The 15735-nt window shown below is 41.3% G+C and carries 15 protein-coding genes; 6 read left to right on the forward strand and 9 right to left on the reverse strand.

Translation table 11 applies throughout. From position 1 onward, the window contains the following. Positions 1 to 57: 57 nt before the first annotated feature. A complete protein-coding gene (locus QQK06_RS01965; RefSeq protein ID WP_284242890.1) occupies positions 58 to 582 on the forward strand; it encodes an SRPBCC family protein in 525 nt (174 codons plus the stop codon). A 31-nt stretch (positions 583 to 613) separates the two neighbouring features. On the opposite strand, the gene tmpT is transcribed toward QQK06_RS01965, so the two are convergent. The 3 genes from tmpT to QQK06_RS01980 form a co-directional block, all read right to left on the reverse strand. Further along, positions 614 to 1270 carry a thiopurine S-methyltransferase gene (gene tmpT / locus QQK06_RS01970; RefSeq protein WP_284242891.1) on the reverse strand — a complete coding sequence of 219 codons (657 nt, stop codon included), beginning with the start codon at positions 1268 to 1270 and terminating at the stop codon, positions 614 to 616. Positions 1271 to 1285: 15 nt separating this feature from the next. Beyond that, positions 1286 to 2341 (reverse strand): protease SohB, encoded by a 1056-nt coding sequence (sohB, locus tag QQK06_RS01975; protein ID WP_284242892.1) that lies wholly within the window; start codon positions 2339 to 2341, stop codon positions 1286 to 1288. A 117-nt stretch (positions 2342 to 2458) separates the two neighbouring features. Then, the gene (locus QQK06_RS01980) at positions 2459 to 4861 is read right to left on the reverse strand and encodes a VolA/Pla-1 family phospholipase (RefSeq protein ID WP_284242893.1); all 2403 of its coding nucleotides are present in this window, start codon (positions 4859 to 4861) and stop codon (positions 2459 to 2461) included. Between the two features lie 244 nt (positions 4862 to 5105). Between QQK06_RS01980 and QQK06_RS01985 the strand changes: the two genes are divergently transcribed. From QQK06_RS01985 to QQK06_RS02005, 5 genes are all read left to right on the forward strand, one after another. Further along, positions 5106 to 5843, forward strand: a complete 738-nt coding sequence (locus QQK06_RS01985) for a YciK family oxidoreductase (protein ID WP_284242894.1) — start codon at positions 5106 to 5108, stop codon at positions 5841 to 5843. 141 nt (positions 5844 to 5984) lie between these two features. After that, the gene (locus tag QQK06_RS01990) at positions 5985 to 6872 is read left to right on the forward strand and encodes a LysR family transcriptional regulator (protein ID WP_284242895.1); all 888 of its coding nucleotides are present in this window, start codon (positions 5985 to 5987) and stop codon (positions 6870 to 6872) included. Between the two features lie 116 nt (positions 6873 to 6988). Then, the gene (locus QQK06_RS01995; RefSeq protein ID WP_284242896.1) at positions 6989 to 7465 is read left to right on the forward strand and encodes a (2Fe-2S)-binding protein; all 477 of its coding nucleotides are present in this window, start codon (positions 6989 to 6991) and stop codon (positions 7463 to 7465) included. A 6-nt stretch (positions 7466 to 7471) separates the two neighbouring features. Beyond that, positions 7472 to 9595, forward strand: coding sequence for a xanthine dehydrogenase family protein molybdopterin-binding subunit (locus QQK06_RS02000; protein WP_284242897.1), 2124 nt, complete (start codon positions 7472 to 7474; stop codon positions 9593 to 9595). Between the two features lie 9 nt (positions 9596 to 9604). Next, entirely contained in the window at positions 9605 to 10231 is a 627-nt protein-coding gene (locus tag QQK06_RS02005) for a LysE family translocator (RefSeq protein WP_284242898.1), read from the forward strand. Positions 10232 to 10314: 83 nt separating this feature from the next. On the opposite strand, the gene fadD is transcribed toward QQK06_RS02005, so the two are convergent. The 6 genes from fadD to tsaB form a co-directional block, all read right to left on the reverse strand. Then, on the reverse strand, positions 10315 to 11982 hold the full coding sequence (fadD, locus tag QQK06_RS02010) for a long-chain-fatty-acid--CoA ligase FadD (RefSeq protein ID WP_284242900.1): 1668 nt from the start codon (positions 11980 to 11982) through the stop codon (positions 10315 to 10317). Positions 11983 to 12385: 403 nt separating this feature from the next. Further along, on the reverse strand, positions 12386 to 13255 hold the full coding sequence (locus tag QQK06_RS02015) for an alpha/beta fold hydrolase (RefSeq protein WP_284242901.1): 870 nt from the start codon (positions 13253 to 13255) through the stop codon (positions 12386 to 12388). A gap of 9 nt (positions 13256 to 13264) precedes the next feature. Continuing rightward, complete coding sequence (locus QQK06_RS02020) at positions 13265 to 13840, reverse strand: Slp family lipoprotein (RefSeq protein ID WP_284242902.1); 576 nt, start codon at positions 13838 to 13840, stop codon at positions 13265 to 13267. 59 nt (positions 13841 to 13899) lie between these two features. Continuing rightward, positions 13900 to 14568, reverse strand: coding sequence for a M50 family metallopeptidase (locus QQK06_RS02025; protein WP_284242903.1), 669 nt, complete (start codon positions 14566 to 14568; stop codon positions 13900 to 13902). Positions 14569 to 14601: 33 nt separating this feature from the next. After that, positions 14602 to 14967 carry a hypothetical protein gene (locus tag QQK06_RS02030; protein WP_284242904.1) on the reverse strand — a complete coding sequence of 122 codons (366 nt, stop codon included), beginning with the start codon at positions 14965 to 14967 and terminating at the stop codon, positions 14602 to 14604. 46 nt (positions 14968 to 15013) lie between these two features. Further along, the gene (gene tsaB / locus QQK06_RS02035) at positions 15014 to 15727 is read right to left on the reverse strand and encodes a tRNA (adenosine(37)-N6)-threonylcarbamoyltransferase complex dimerization subunit type 1 TsaB (protein WP_284242905.1); all 714 of its coding nucleotides are present in this window, start codon (positions 15725 to 15727) and stop codon (positions 15014 to 15016) included. Positions 15728 to 15735: the final 8 nt, after the last annotated feature.

Consider the following 15735-nt stretch of genomic DNA (forward strand, 5'->3'; position numbering starts at 1 on the left):
CTATCAACCTATTCTATACTAATAGTTGTTTTTAGTGATCCCAATTTAAGGTAATTTATGAAACAGGTGACAATAATTTTTTCGCTGTTATCTTTATTCGTTAGTATGCAAAGCTGGGCTGAAGTGCTCGGTAGTGATAAACATGGTTTTATCATTAAACTAGTACAGCAAGTAAAAACTACACCAGAAAAAGCATACCAGCAATTTATCCATATTGGGCAATGGTGGCACAGTGATCACACCTGGTTTGGTGATGCAACGAAGTTATCACTTACGCCAAAAGTAGGCAGTTGCTTTTGTGAAATAAACGGTGATAAACAGGCGCTGCATATGACGGTTTCTTATGTTGAACCTAATAAAGAAATTCGCCTGATAGGCGGATTAGGGCCACTGCAAATGCTGGGGGTTCACGGTGGCATGTCGTGGTCATTTACCCCTTTAGATAACTATCACACCGAAATTATTCTGCACTATCAGGTATCTGGCTTTACTGAGCAAGGGCTAGATAAACTCGCCCCAATTGTAGATAAAGTACAAAGCCTGCAATTTAATCGACTGCTAAATAAGTTACAAACACTTTAGTTAAAGAATAAATAACAAAAAGCCCGTAAAATTAACGGGCTTTTTGTCGAATAATATAAAGTGTTTCAGTTAAATAGCTAACGTCAAATACCCGTTGAGCAAACACTTTATCGGGTAGCGGATGCCGAGTAAGACATTCAACTTCAAAATCGGCAAACAAGCTATTTATCTCATCAGCACCTACCGCAAATGGTGGTCCTGACATCTCCTGCTGTGGAAATTCAACACTGATCAAAAATAGTGTCGTTTCAGGCCCCATAAAAGAAGTTAAATGTTCGACATAGACCTGTTGCATTTCCTGAGGCAAAGCGATCAATGCCGCGCGATCATAAATCCAGTCAAATGGCCGAAACGACTTTGCCTCAAGCTGAAAAAAATCCCCCTGCCATAAGCTAACATTTTGATGTTGATAGCACTTAAACCCACCATGTTCAGTTAGCGTAACCGGCAATTGTTTTTCAGCAAAAAAATCACGACATGCAATATCACTTAACTCTGAGCCAACAACTTCCATATACTCAGCAAGCCAAACCATATCATCCGATTTACCGCATAACGGCACAAATACCGATTGATGTTCCGCCGTTATTCGTGGCAATAAATATTGCGCCAAAAAAGGATGAAACGCCGTTTGGTGAAACCCTAAACTATTACGCTCCCAGCAGGCATGCCAAAACGATGCTTTCATTGTGCACTACCGATGTTAGCTAGGAAAAATACGGTTATTTTGCCATAGCTTGCCAAGAAAAGACTCCGCCGATAGCGATGCCGCTTTTGAAAGTTTCTCTGCTAAACCTTTTTTCACCTCGTATTTTATTCCGATGATCTTGCTGTTTTTACTCGCCTGACAAATATAATCATCACTGGTAATGATCGCATCCACTAAGCCCATCTCTATCGCTTTCTTACCAGACCAGGTTTCACCTGTTGCCACTTTTTCAATATCCAATGTCGGACGATGCTCAACAACATGACCTTTAAATAAGTCATGCATTTCTTCTATTTCTTCAATGAACTTTTCTCGACCTTCTTGCGTATTTTCGCCAAACATGGTCAAGGTCCGCTTAAACTTACCCGCAGTTAACTGTTCAAACTCGACATCATTCTTCTTTAACACTTTGTTAAAGTTAGGAATTTGAGCAATAACGCCAATAGAGCCTAAAATCGCAAATGGCGCAGATAACACCTTATTCGCAACACAAGCCATCATATAACCGCCACTAGCAGCAACCTTATCAACCGCTACAGTTAACGGAATATTAGCTTGACGAAGTCTATCTAACTGAGATGCAGCCAAGCCATAACAATGTGCCATGCCACCACCGCTTTCTAAACGCACTAATACTTCATCTTTCTCTGTTGCCACTAATAAAATCGCGGTGACTTCTTCGCGGAGCGCTGACACCTCTTTGGCGTCGATACTGCCTTTAAAGTCAATGACAAAAAGCTTAGGTTCGTGCGCAGGCTCGTCTTGCCCCGTTGCTTTTTTTGCGGCAGCTTTATCCGCTTTGGCCTTCACTTTCGCCGCTTTTTTATCCTGCTTTTCTTTTTCTTTTAACTGTTCTTTCGTCAGCAAGTGATGAGTCATCTCATCTTCAATGTCTTTGAGTTGCTCTGAGATATCTGTGATCTCTAGCTCTCCCTTTTTAGCTCCTTGCTTCATCGCAGAAGATGCGATCACGGCAACAATCGCTGCAAACGCTAAAACAAAGGTCACCGCTTTTGCTAAGAATAAGCCGTATTCATATAAAAATTCCAAAACCACGCTCCATAGGCAATTATTTCAACTATTAACTTACTAGTAAATGGGGATCAATTTCCATAAAAAAAGCCTTCATTATTGAAGGCTTAATTTTGTTCGAGTTTACTTTATCGATTAATGAATCACTTCAGAATCATTCACCATGATCATTTGACCTTTAGTGGCAAAGAAAGCCGCCATTTGTGATTGCATTTCCTGTGTCACACGGGCGCTTTTCTCAGCATCAGGTGACGCATCATTCGACCTAGGGTCTAATAATGAACTATGATGACCATTAACAAATCTCACTGCACCTGAGCCTTGTGTCGTTTCATTAACACCAGGTAAACCTAATAGCGCAATTGCTGGCTCTGTACCACCAAGAGGAGTGTTTGGTGCAGTATTAGTAACTACTTGATCTGACAGGTTATCACCTCCATTACCAATAATTTCAAACAACAAGGTTGGAGTCTGAGTTGCCGCTAATGCATTGACATAGTTAATCGGGTCGCCAGAGTCTGTCACAGTTTGTGAAATCAAGGTGAATTGTGCAAAGACACCATCAAGTTCCGCGCGCTGAGCATCGGTTAAACTGGCATAAAAACCTTCATACAAGGCATTTAATTGCTCTTGGGTATAGCCATCAGGGTAGTTAGTATCGACAAAGGCTTTAAATTCAGGCAATGATTCATAAGTTAAGTTCGACTTAATTAAATTCTCAAATGCCGGTGATTCAATACCAAAATTCGCTAACATCAATCCGGGAGAGGCAAGTACACTACTGGTGATATGAAATAATGGGTCAACCTGAGGTGCTAATGGCGTATTTGCTAAAGCGATTGCATTCATTCCATAAATAGCGCCTAAGGAATGCCCTAAGAAGTGTACTTCAGAGCTATTAATATTTATCGGGTTGCCATTACTATCGACGCCACCGAAGAAATTTAACCCTAAACGTAAACCAACAATATCAATCGCACTTTGGCGGGTGTTATCACGCATGGTTAACATACTGGCCAAATTGACATAATGTAAAGCACTAGCAGTTGTTGCATTAATCTCGTCAACACCATCACCATTTAAATCAAAGCCGCGGCTGCCGTGCAATGGATGATCAATGGCAACAGTTGCAAAACCATTAACCGATAACATGCCGGTAACAGCCAGCATCACTTCTTTATAACTGGTAATACCGTGCTGTAAAATCACTACAGGCCAACCACCTTCTGGCTCAGCTATCGGCTCCATACCTAAGCTTGCTCGCACAGGATTCGCCCAAGCTAAATCTGGCGTTGTCATCTGCACATCAATTGGCATCATCGCCATTTGTTTTGGCACCGGATTATAACGCGTTAAGTTACGCTCTGTGTCGATACCAATATCGCGTAATCCCGGCGCGGCTAAACCGCTCGCCTGAGAAATAGCCATACACATAGCATCGGTTTCACTAACCGCTTCTGTTGGAATAGCCGTAGGATCAGCTGCAGCTAACCCCGCTAACATCGCACCTGAATCACATAAGCCTGTCCACCAGGTATTCACTGGTGCCAATAAGTTATCCGCGGTTGGTACGCCTAAATAATAAGGTAAGGTAATGCTACCTTTCATATAATTAGCCGCTGAATATAAGGGTACTGTTTCAGCTGGAATTTGCCCGTCCAGCACATCAGCTACCGACATACCCGTATCAGCCATGCTAATACTAGGCACTATGTTCTGCTGTAAATTATTCGCCATTAAACTCTTTAAGGTATAGGAAACATCTGTCGTAGACTGGGTGGTCATCGCCATAGTGTAAATTAAAGAGTCACTTTCAACGCCAGCACCTACCGCGGCTTTTTCATAACTATTAATAACCGCTTGTAAGCCAAGCTGACTAGCATCGCCCAAAGGATGAGTTGTTATATCCTGACGCATTAATTCATACGTACTGGAGCCGGCAACTGCTTCCCCTAAATTATCTTGCAAACTATTCGTTAACGCTATGACGTAAGTTGTTGAGCTTTTAAGTGGTTTTAACGGTACTATCGCAATCGCATTACCTGAAGGCTGAGTTATAAAATCTTGCGAAAACACTAATTCTTTGACCACTTTACACGCCAGACCACGTTCGACAGTTGCACAATCAGCATCGCTGGCATCACCACCCATAGTGGTTTCAAAAATACGAACAGACTCAGCATTTAATACACTACTGGCATCTAAAGAACGATCTTCTGGAAAATCAATATTTAGGATAAAAGGTTGCGCTGTTGACCAGCCGTCTAATGCACTGGCAGCAACAAAAGGGTCGGCACCATTAGTTGGGTCTTCAACAGGTATTTCAAGTGTCCCGTCTTTTGTGCCTTGAAACACTAAATCATTGGGCACTGACAAACCAGCAATTCCTTTAGCCGGATCAAATACCACTCGGGCTGGTTCCATTACCACAGGACCATTTTCAACAACTTCTTTTTTTACATCTTTGACGGTTTCACTATCACAGGCACTCAACCCTAAAGTTGAAGCAATTGCAATACTTAGCACTAGCTTTTTCATTCTTTCTCCCCAGATACTAGTCTTTATTCTTTGCTATTTTTTACTTGATAGATCACTCATTATTTTTATGAATTTTTAACAAGTATGACCAGTTAAACTTAACCCAAGATGATTAGATGTGCCAGTGGTTTTTTCGCATTATTAACATTTTATCCAAATTTCTCGCATATTCGCTAACTTTTGCTCGCCAGCTTATTTTGCAGCAAGTAGAATATAATTATTATTTCCATAATTTTTCATTTTTATGTTTGATTACACTACTAAAGAAAACTGCTTATCCAATAAAACCATACTAGTTGTCGGCGCCGGTGACGGTATAGGTCGCCAAGCTGCACTTACCTATGCACAGTTAGGCGCTACAGTAATATTACTTGGTAAAACCGTTGAAAAATTAGAAAACGTTTATGACGAAATAGTTACAAATGAGGGGCCTGAACCTGCCATTATTCCATTAGATCTCAAAGGCGCGACCAAACAAAATTATATCGATATGTCGGCAACTATCGCAAACCAATTTGGTAAACTCGACGGTGCCTTATTTAACGCGTCTATGTTAGGTGAACTCACTCCTTATACTCATATTCATGAACAGGTTTGGAATGACGTAATTCAGGTCAACCTGACGGCACAGCATTTGATGGCGCAAGCCTTAATTCCAACGCTATTAAAGGCGCCGTCTGCCTCTTTAATATTTACCAGCTCAACAGTTGGCAGCCAAGGTCGTGCTTTTTGGGGGCCGTACAGCGTTTCTAAATTTGCTACTGAAGGTCTAATGCAAGTGATCGCAGACGAATATGATGAATCTAGCCTACGGGTAAATGCAATTAATCCGGGGGCCACTGCAACGCCAATGCGTGCTAAAGCCTATCCGGCAGAAGATCAAAGTAAACTGCCAACAGCAGAACAAATTATGCCACTGTATGTTTATTTAATGGCAGACGACAGTAAAGGCGTTAACGGACAAGTATTAAAAGCACAATAATCAATAAAAGATACTATATAAGTGCCGACACAGAGTTGGCACACGCTTTACTGAAGATATGACATACTAAGACTATTAACATTGACCATGAGCTTTATCGAACGCTACAATCATTAATATTATTCATAGTAATTCAGATACATGCTTAATCCTAAAGCACTGCCACCACTAAAATCACTCAGCGTATTTGCTATCGCATCAAAATCAAGTAATTTTAGTGAGGCCGCGATTAAACTATCGCTCACTCAAAGTGCTGTTAGCCATCAAATCATAAATCTAGAAAACTTTCTTGGCTGTAAATTATTTATTCGAAGCGCGAATAAAACGGAACTAACAGAACAAGGAGAACAGTTAGCAATTGCAGTAAATCAAGGGCTGTCTCTTATCGAAAATGCCGTCAGCACCATTCAAGGAACAGTAGACCCTTGTATACATTTTGGCGTGTATAGTGCCTTTGCTATACATAGATTAACACCAGCATTAAATGAATTACTCGCCAAAACACCAGAGCTTGATTTACGGCTAAAAATGTTACAGCGAGGAGAACCTGAAACAGGGCTTGGCCTAGACATTATACTATCTGACAAACCAGTTAACGATTTGGCCTATCAATGTATTTGCTTGAAAAAAGAACGATATTTCCCGGTATTTAGCACTGCGCTTTGCCCGCAAGGCGCGACTTTGTCATCACTTTTACAAGATGACAGCATTAAGCTTATCGATTTGCCAAGCGGCGGTTCGTGGAAAAAGTGGCAAGAAGAGCAAAATGTCACTTTTCCCCAAAAACAGCAGCAAGAATTTAGCCATAGCATACTGATATTAAAAGCAGCATTAGCAGGCCAAGGTATTGCCCTATTAGGGGAATCTTTAATTGAGCCGGAATTAGCAAACCAGCAGCTGATTAAGTTATCAGATAAGTATGTTAGTTTCCCCCAAGATGGTTATTACTTCTCTTACCATAAAAAGCGAGCCAAAGATGCTAACATCACTTTAATACGCCATTGGCTGATGTCATTACTATCGGTTTAATACAATAAAAGAATGAATTATTTTCATACCGTTGAAAATTACTCATTTAAAATAAATCAAGATAATCGTTATCCTTTGTCACAGTTTAAATACTGGTACAGCCAAGGATAACGCTTTTGATTCACTTCACTCTTAATGGTAAAAACTTACAAACGAACATTGATAGTAATATGCCATTACTTTGGCTGTTACGTGACGAATTTAAACTTACGGGCACTAAGTTTGGTTGTGGCAAAGGTTTGTGTGGCGCCTGCACCGTCTTAGTTAATAAAAAGGCTATCCGTTCTTGCATCACGCCAATTAAACAAATTGAAAACCTACAAGTCACCACCATAGAAGCCATTGACACGCTAGTCATCGATGATAAGCCTGTTGGTCGAAAGGTTCAACAATCATGGCAAGCGCTAAACGTACCGCAGTGTGGCTATTGCCAATCAGGCCAAATAATGTCAGCAACCGCTTTGTTAATAACAAATAGCGCGCCAAATAGCGAAGAAATCAAACACAGTATGTCCGGTAACATTTGTCGCTGTGGCACTTATCAACGCATACGCAAAGCAATACAACACAGCGCTAGCAAACTTACCGAGTAAATAAAAATGAATAAACGAAGTTTTTTAAAGCTAAGTGCGTTAGCGAGTGGCGGCTTGCTCTTTGGTTTTTCGTTACAAAGTAATTCTCAGCAATTACTGTCACCAAATACATTATCGAAATGGCATGAATTAGACGCGTTAATTCACATTAGCGCCGATAACAATGTCACCATCATACTTAACCGAGTGGAAATGGGGCAAGGCATACTAACTGGACTACCAATGCTAATCGCGGAAGAACTCGAAGCAGATTGGCAATCGATCAGGGTTGAGCAAGCCAAGGCAGATGAAGATAAATACGGCATTCAAACCACTACCGCCAGTATCAGTATCCATAGTGGCTGGACCTTTGCCCGAATGGCAGGCGCCCGAGTTAAACAATTATTAATAGCTGCGGCGGCTCAACGCTGGCAAGTTAAGCAATCGGAGTGTAAAGCCAGTCAAAGCTTCATTTATGGCCCACATGGACTTAAAATCAGCTTTGGTCGTCTAGCTAAAATAGCAGCACAATTACCAGCACCGAAAAATGCTAAACTGAAATCTCCAGAAAATTTCACTCTGATAGGCAAATCAGTTCCTCAACTACAACTATCAGATAAAGTCACTGGACAAGCGCAGTATGGTATTGATGTCAATGTTAATGGTGCCAAAATCGCCACTATAATTAAACCACCGGTAAGAGACGCAAAGCTGATAGATTGGCGTGCGCCAGCTAACACCTCCAAAGTAGAAATAATAGCGACGGTAGCAGGACTCGCCGTTATCGGTAATAACTTCTGGCATGTACAGCAGGCCGCCAGGCAGCTGGAAGTAAACTGGTCAGTTAACGGTTATTCAAAAATATCCAGTCACGCTCTTATGGATAAATATCGAAATCAGCTAGCAAATACCACCACAGTCAATAAAAATGGTAATTTTTCTCAAGCTGTTGCTGAAGCTGAACACATTGTAGAAGCACAATTTGAAACTCCCTATATGGCACATGCCACCATGGAACCTCTCAATGCTACGGCTATTGTTAGCGATAAGCATTGCGAAATTTTTGCACCGACACAGGCGCCCGATAAAGTTCAACAAGATGTTAGTGAGTTACTCGGTTTACCAAAAGAAAAAGTCACGGTAAATGTCACTCTACTTGGCGGCGGCTTTGGCAGAAAATCTTATCGCGATTTTATTATCGACGCGGTATTAATCGCCAAGAAAGCAGCTCAACCTGTCAAACTGATTTACAACCGGGAAAATGATATTCGCTATGATATGTTACGACCTGCAACCGTCTACCAAGCAAAAGCGGCATTAACGGCTAACGGGGAATTAACAGGGTTAAGCCAGCAGGCGGCTGGCCCGTCAATATTACAGTTTTATCAATACCCAAAAGTAAACAACACAGTGGAAGCGGTTGATTACCTGACCTTTGCCGGTATCGACAGCTCGCCCTACAATATCGCAAATATCAGTAACCATGCTTATACCGACAATGAACCTAAAGGACCTGCCGTCGGAATCTTACGTTCAATCGGCCATTCCACTTCCTGCTTTGTCAGAGAATGTTTTATCGATCAACTGGCAGCATACAGTAATACAGATCCACTGAATTACCGCTTAGCCTTGTTAACTAACAACCACAGAGCAAAAGCCGTTCTGGAAAAAGCTGCACAACTGGCCAATTGGGGTAAGCCTTTAGCCAAAGGTCATTTTCTTGGCTGTGCGCTATTTGAAGAAAATTATCCCGAGGAAAATTACTACGCCTGCAACGCACAAATAGTTGAACTTTCAATCATCAACAACCGTCCTAAATTGCATCGCGTCATTAGTGTAGGAGATTTCGGTCGAATTATTCATCCCGACCTAGTGTTCAACCAAATGGAAGGCGGGGTAGTTTTCGGCATGTCATTAACGCTATATGATAAAATTACCATAAGCAATGGGCAAGTTGAACAAAGTAATTTTCATGATTATCGACTGCCACGTATGCCTGATATTCCACAAATTGACTGCTTTATTATGCCAAGTGCGGAAATCCCCTCAGGTGTTGGTGAAAAAGTAGTACCGGCAACCATACCGGCTATTTGCAATGCTTATTATGCCGCAACCGGCCAACCGATAACTAAATTACCAATTAATAGTTAGGAGAAAAGGATGTTTCCACTCGACGTATTTATTACTTACACCGCGGCTTGTTTGTTATTAGTAATCTCCCCTGGCCCGGACAATTTACTTGCTATAGGTAGAGGTTTAAGCCAAGGCAAGTTAGCCGCGCTCGTTTCAGGGCTTTCCTCCGGCTCCGGGATTCTATTTCATGTACTCGCCGCCACGTTTGGTTTAACCTTACTGATACAAACATCAATATTTGCGTTTTATCTGGTTAAGTTTATCGGTGCGGCTTACTTGATTTGGTTAGGAGTTAAAGTATTACGGGCAAAAAATTTATTTTCACTTGAGCCAGCGACAAAACAACCATTAAAGACAATTTTCTCAACCGGCTTTTTATCGGCCGCCCTTAACCCTAAACCAGGTATGTTTGTTTTAGCCTTTATACCTCAGTTTGTTAATCCAGAATTGGGCTCGATTACCGCCCAGATGATAGCTTATGGCATATGGTTTGCCATATTAACGGCCATTGGCTTTAGCTTAATGGGCGTATTCGCATCTCAGTTAACCCACTGGCTGCAAAACCGCCCTAAACTAGTGTCTGGGTTAAATATAGGTGCGGGGCTTACTTTTATCACTTCAGGACTTGTTATTACCACGATAAATCAAAGGTAAATGCCCTATCTATGCGCCCTAAAAACTAAAAAAGCCGACCAGCTTAACTGTTCGGCTCTATCATAACTAAAACTGATTTAAAATCACCTCAACTCCCGACGCAAGATTTTACCGACATTAGTTTTTGGCAGTTCATCACGGAACTCAACATGCTTTGGCACTTTGTAGTTAGTGAGGTTTTCACGACAATGCTCGATGACTTCTTCTTGGGTCAATGTCTTATCTTTAGCAACGACAAAGACTTTCACTTCTTCACCACAAATTTCGTGTGGCACGCCAATGGCTGCGGCTTCTAGTACCTTATCATGGCTGACAATAATTTCTTCAATCTCATTTGGAAAAACATTAAAACCAGAGACTATTATCATATCTTTCTTCCGGTCAACTATGCGGAAAAAGCCGTTTTCATCCATTTCAGCGATATCCCCAGTAGCTAACCAGCCATCTTTCAGTACTTCAGCTGTAGCTTCCGGACGATTATAATAACCTGCCATCACTTGTGGACCATTGACCCACATTTCCCCTGACTCGCCGACAGCAGCATCTGTACCATCCTCTTTAACAATACGAATATCGGTCGAAGACGCCGGTAAACCAATACTACCTGTGTAATGTTGCTGATTATAAGGACACAAAGTAACTAGTGGTGCACATTCAGTTAAGCCATATCCTTCAAGTAAACGAGTATTGGTGACTTTTTCCCAGCGTTCTGCCACCGGACGCTGCACCGCCATACCGCCACCTAATGATACTTTGAGATGACTAAAGTCCAATTGATCAAAACCTGGCGTATTGAGTAAGCCATTAAATAAAGTATTCACCCCGGTTAATGCGGTAAATGGATATTTGGCTAGCTCTTTAACAAAACCCGGCATATCACGAGGGTTAGTGATCAGTAAATTAGTACCACCTAAGGTAATAAACGTCAGGCAATTAGCGGTTAATGCAAAGATGTGATAAAGCGGTAATGCCGTGACTACCAGCTCTTTACCTTCTTCAAGCTGAGGTTTAATCGCTGCTTTTGCTTGTTGCAGATTTGCCACCATATTACGATGAGTAAGCATAGCCCCTTTCGAGACGCCTGTGGTGCCACCGGTATATTGTAAAAACGCTAAATCATCGCCATTAAGTAATACTGGCGTATAAGGTAAGCTACTGCCTTTAGTGATCACTTGATTAAAACGTATGGTCTTCGCCAGTTTAAATGACGGCACCATTTTCTTAACATGCTTAACGACAAAGTTTACTACAGTGCCCTTAATCATCCCCAGACGATCGCCTAACGAGGTTAAGATAACTCGTTCAACTTTTGTGTTATCAATTACTTGCTCTAAGGTATGGGCAAAGTTTTCAATGATCAGCATCGCCTTGGTGCCTGAATCATTGAGCTGATGTTCAAGCTCACGTGCGGTATATAAAGGATTAACATTAACTACCGTTAAACCTGCTAGTAATGCGCCAAATAAAGCTATTGGATATTGCAAGCAATTAGGCACCATAATCGCGAATTTGTCGCCTTTTTTTAATCCCAGCTCTTGTTGTAAGTAAGCAGCAAATGCTTTAGCTTGTTGCTCCAATTCGGCATAGCTGATCTCAACTCCCATGTTAATAAACGCAGCACGATTAGCATAAATGCCTGCGTATTTATTAAACAACTCAACTAAAGAGGAATATTTGTCTGGGTCTATTTCAAATGGCACGCCGGGGGGATAACTTTTTTCCAACCAAATCTTTCGCTCAGCACTCTGCACTTTGCTCTCCTCTTTATACTTGCAACTTTAACTTTAGACGGTATTCACGCGATGTGATTTTAATTATTTTTCTATCACAAAGATCTTAGCTTTAATGATAGCGCCTAATTTTTTAAACAGATGTTTGAATTTGGAAGTTTTACTTCAATACTGGTCTAATGTCTATCATTTTTACCGTCTTTTGACGCTTTTGTTGCATAATTAACCTCAAGTCAGCTTAATAAATCTTTCTATAGCTACTATTTTTACTGACTTCTGCATTAAATTCACTTGTAGTAGAGCCACAACTAGTGTGTAAATTTGCCTTGCGTTCAGCAAAATGATCTAATTACAGATGATAAAAAATATAAACTTATTATATTTCAACTTATTAAATACTGCTCAAACCGAGTTGAGATAATGATTAAACTTCAACAGCATTTTCAATAAATGACTGAATCAAGCTGCTTACTTTTTCCGCTTGTTCCATATGAATATGATGACCGCCAGGTAACTGATGCGCGATAAAATTTTGAAATAAAGGACCATATTCAGCTAATCCATACTCAACTAGCACCAGCCCCTGATCACCATAAATCAGTTGCACCGGTGCCTGAATATCCTTGATAAATTGCTTCGCTTGCTCAAGTGTCAGTCGATAAGGAGATGTATTTCGTAAACGGCTATCCGCCCGCCAGGTAACACCGCCCAAATATTCAACCAGTCCTCGTTCCACTATGAGTTTTGCGTCCTGATAACGTAAATCTGATACTTGCCTGCGCGCAGTAATCGCCGACTCCAATGATGGATGAACAGGTTTGCGCTTACCTTTTAATTTTAACCGACTGAGCATACCTGAGCGCAACTGCTCAGTGGTTTGTTCGGCCTTAGCGCTAATAAAACCGATTGAATCTATTAATGTCAGACTTTTTACTTTTTCAGGAAATGCCGCGGCAAAAGCAGAGGCAATCATGCCACCCATCGAATGAGCGACAATATCAATAGCTGGCCATTGCTGCGTTTCAAACAACAGCAAAAGATCATAGACATAATCAATAAAATGATAATGAGCGTCCTGACCACGATGTTCGGAATGACCGTGCCCCGGCCAATCAAGCGCGATCAATTGATAGTCATTTAATGTCTGCATTAACGGCGTAAAACTCGCCGCATTATCGAGCCAGCCATGAAGACATAATACTAAAGGCGCATTACTGTCGCCTTTTGCTAAGCCGGATAACGTCAACTCCCTTAAATCAAAACTGACTTCCCGCAATCTATCAGTACTACTCATACTCGATAATTACTTCTTGGCTTTTGCCTTAGCCTTAACGTTTGGTTGAGCATAATAATATCGCCCGCCGTAGTAGGGTCTAGGGTAGTACCATAACGATGGGGTATACCAGAAAGGCTGATGAAAAACATAAGCATCTACTTTCTGTACCTTTTTCCATAAATGCACTGCACTGGCGTTTAGCACAGGGTACAAATACTCATGCTCACCTATCACCCCCTGCTCTGACGGCGCAACTTTACCTAACGCGGTAATGCTGCGACCTTCTTTATAAATAACAGGGTCTAACAAGCCATGATAATAAATACGAAAACGCCCTTGAGTTTCATCTTTTACACTCGGGCGAGTTGATGATTTAAGCTCAAAATTAACCACTTCCAACATAGTGTTATTAGCGTGATTTTCGACTTTTGCAATGACCCCTCCCCAACGGGCCATTTCACCTAAATGTAATTTAGCATTATCACGCACTTGATAAAATTCTGTTAATGGTGTTGATTCATCTACTCTTACTGACTCAGGAATATGCACACAAGCAGTTGTGAACAATGCAACCACTGATAGCCCTATCAATTTTTTCAACATAATTATCTTCCTCGTACTATGTTCTTCTTAATCGCAATTCTAACTATAAGACCGCGCAGTTAAATTTTAGTTTTCATCAATGTCCAAATCGCTAACATGCCTAAAGCACACCATATTGCTACCCAGATAATCTCAGGTATCAAGGTTAACTGCGCCAACGATGCGCCATCTCCTAGCATTCGACCATCAATTAAATATAAAGGACTTTTGACGCTATTAAGCAACACCACTGCAGCAATTATTTGTAACAACCATTGAAAATAATTCAAGTTTTTCAATTTGAACTTTAGCAACACTATTGTCAGCAACACGGATAAAATAACAAAAGTTAACCAATCAGCGAGCCAAAATACCATAGTAATAATAATCACTAAGGCGATGATACCGCTGAATAACTGCGCCATTCGCTGATGCATTGCAGCCACCCGATAAATGATCATGCCCCATAAACTGGCACCAGCATAACCAAAAAAACTAATAACAAAGCTGCTACCGCCACGAGTTGTACAAAGCCCAGCGCCATTAGGGAATAACTGAATGCTGACAATACTGCCACCAGTAGCCAGGGCAGCTAAACCATGACTCATTTCATGAAAGTAGCTTTCAAACCATTTTAGTGGGATAGAAAGATAAGGGATTTGCATAATGAACGCCGCCATAATTAACACTATAGCAAAGCGATATTTTTCACTAAACTTCATAGTCTCGGAAGTTGTAATATCAGACATAACTACAATATTGTATCAGCACAACGAAAGCCATTAGGCATATAAATCAACACCAAACGCTTGCTCAATGGTTTCGCGTTTAACTATATTGTCCACTGATTGATAGGTAGAGACCGCCGTTTGATTTGCCTGAGAGGGTTGATCATAAGAGGTATTTGAACTATTTGACGCCTGATTATTTACCGACAGATTTTGCTGTTCACGCTCAACGATGGCAATTGCCTGTTCGTCAATATCCAGACGATTAGCTCGTTGCTGCTCAGCACTTTTTTGCGGCGTTTTCTGCTGTTGTTGACGTGCCGTTAATCTGTCATTATTTTCATTGACCCGCACTTGATTATCAACGGCTAAAGAACTCGCTGCTTGTGGCGTAAATGAACTGGCGCTATTAACTTGCATATATTAAATCTATCAAACTTTTACCAAATCACAAAATAATACTGTGTTATTCTCGACCCGGTAACTTTTTCCATGACACAGTATCTCTTACATACACAGGTTGTGCCAACTCTGCACTAACGGCGTTTCCGTTGTCAAAATCAGCTTCAGCAATAGTGAGCATAGCCTCAGCATGAGGATATAACACCTCAGGACTGGTCTGATTGACCGTCAAACCCGCTAATTTTTCCTGATAAGCATCCCAGCCAGTACCGACACCATAAGGCTTAGTATCATCTGCTAACAGATCACGCTCGGTTAAATAATGACGAACTTGCTCAGGGGGTAAAACCGCTTCTTCAACAATAGGTGCCATGATGCCATTTGCGTCTAATCGAAAATAGCCTAAATAAACCTCTGACATTCGGGCATCAATTGCGGCAATCACTTCAGTTTGCTGATGCTGCTGATAAGCGACTTGTGCCATCGCCTGTAATGTTGATACGCCAACCACAGGTAGATCAGCGGCAAACGCTAATCCCTGTGCCACACCAATACCGATACGTACGCCGGTAAAGCTGCCCGGTCCCTGACCAAACACTAAGCCATCCAGATCCGTTAACTGGCATCCCGCCTGAGTGAGTAACTTATCCACCATAGGCAATAACACTAAACTATGAGACTGAGGACAAAGCTCAAACTGCTGATATAACTGCCCATTAAACATTAACGCCGCGGAACAGGCTTCTGTAGATGCATCGATTGCTAAATAATTTACCATAAATTCTT

Source organism: Thalassotalea insulae, from assembly GCF_030161395.1.
GTDB lineage: Bacteria > Pseudomonadota > Gammaproteobacteria > Enterobacterales > Alteromonadaceae > Thalassotalea_E > Thalassotalea_E insulae.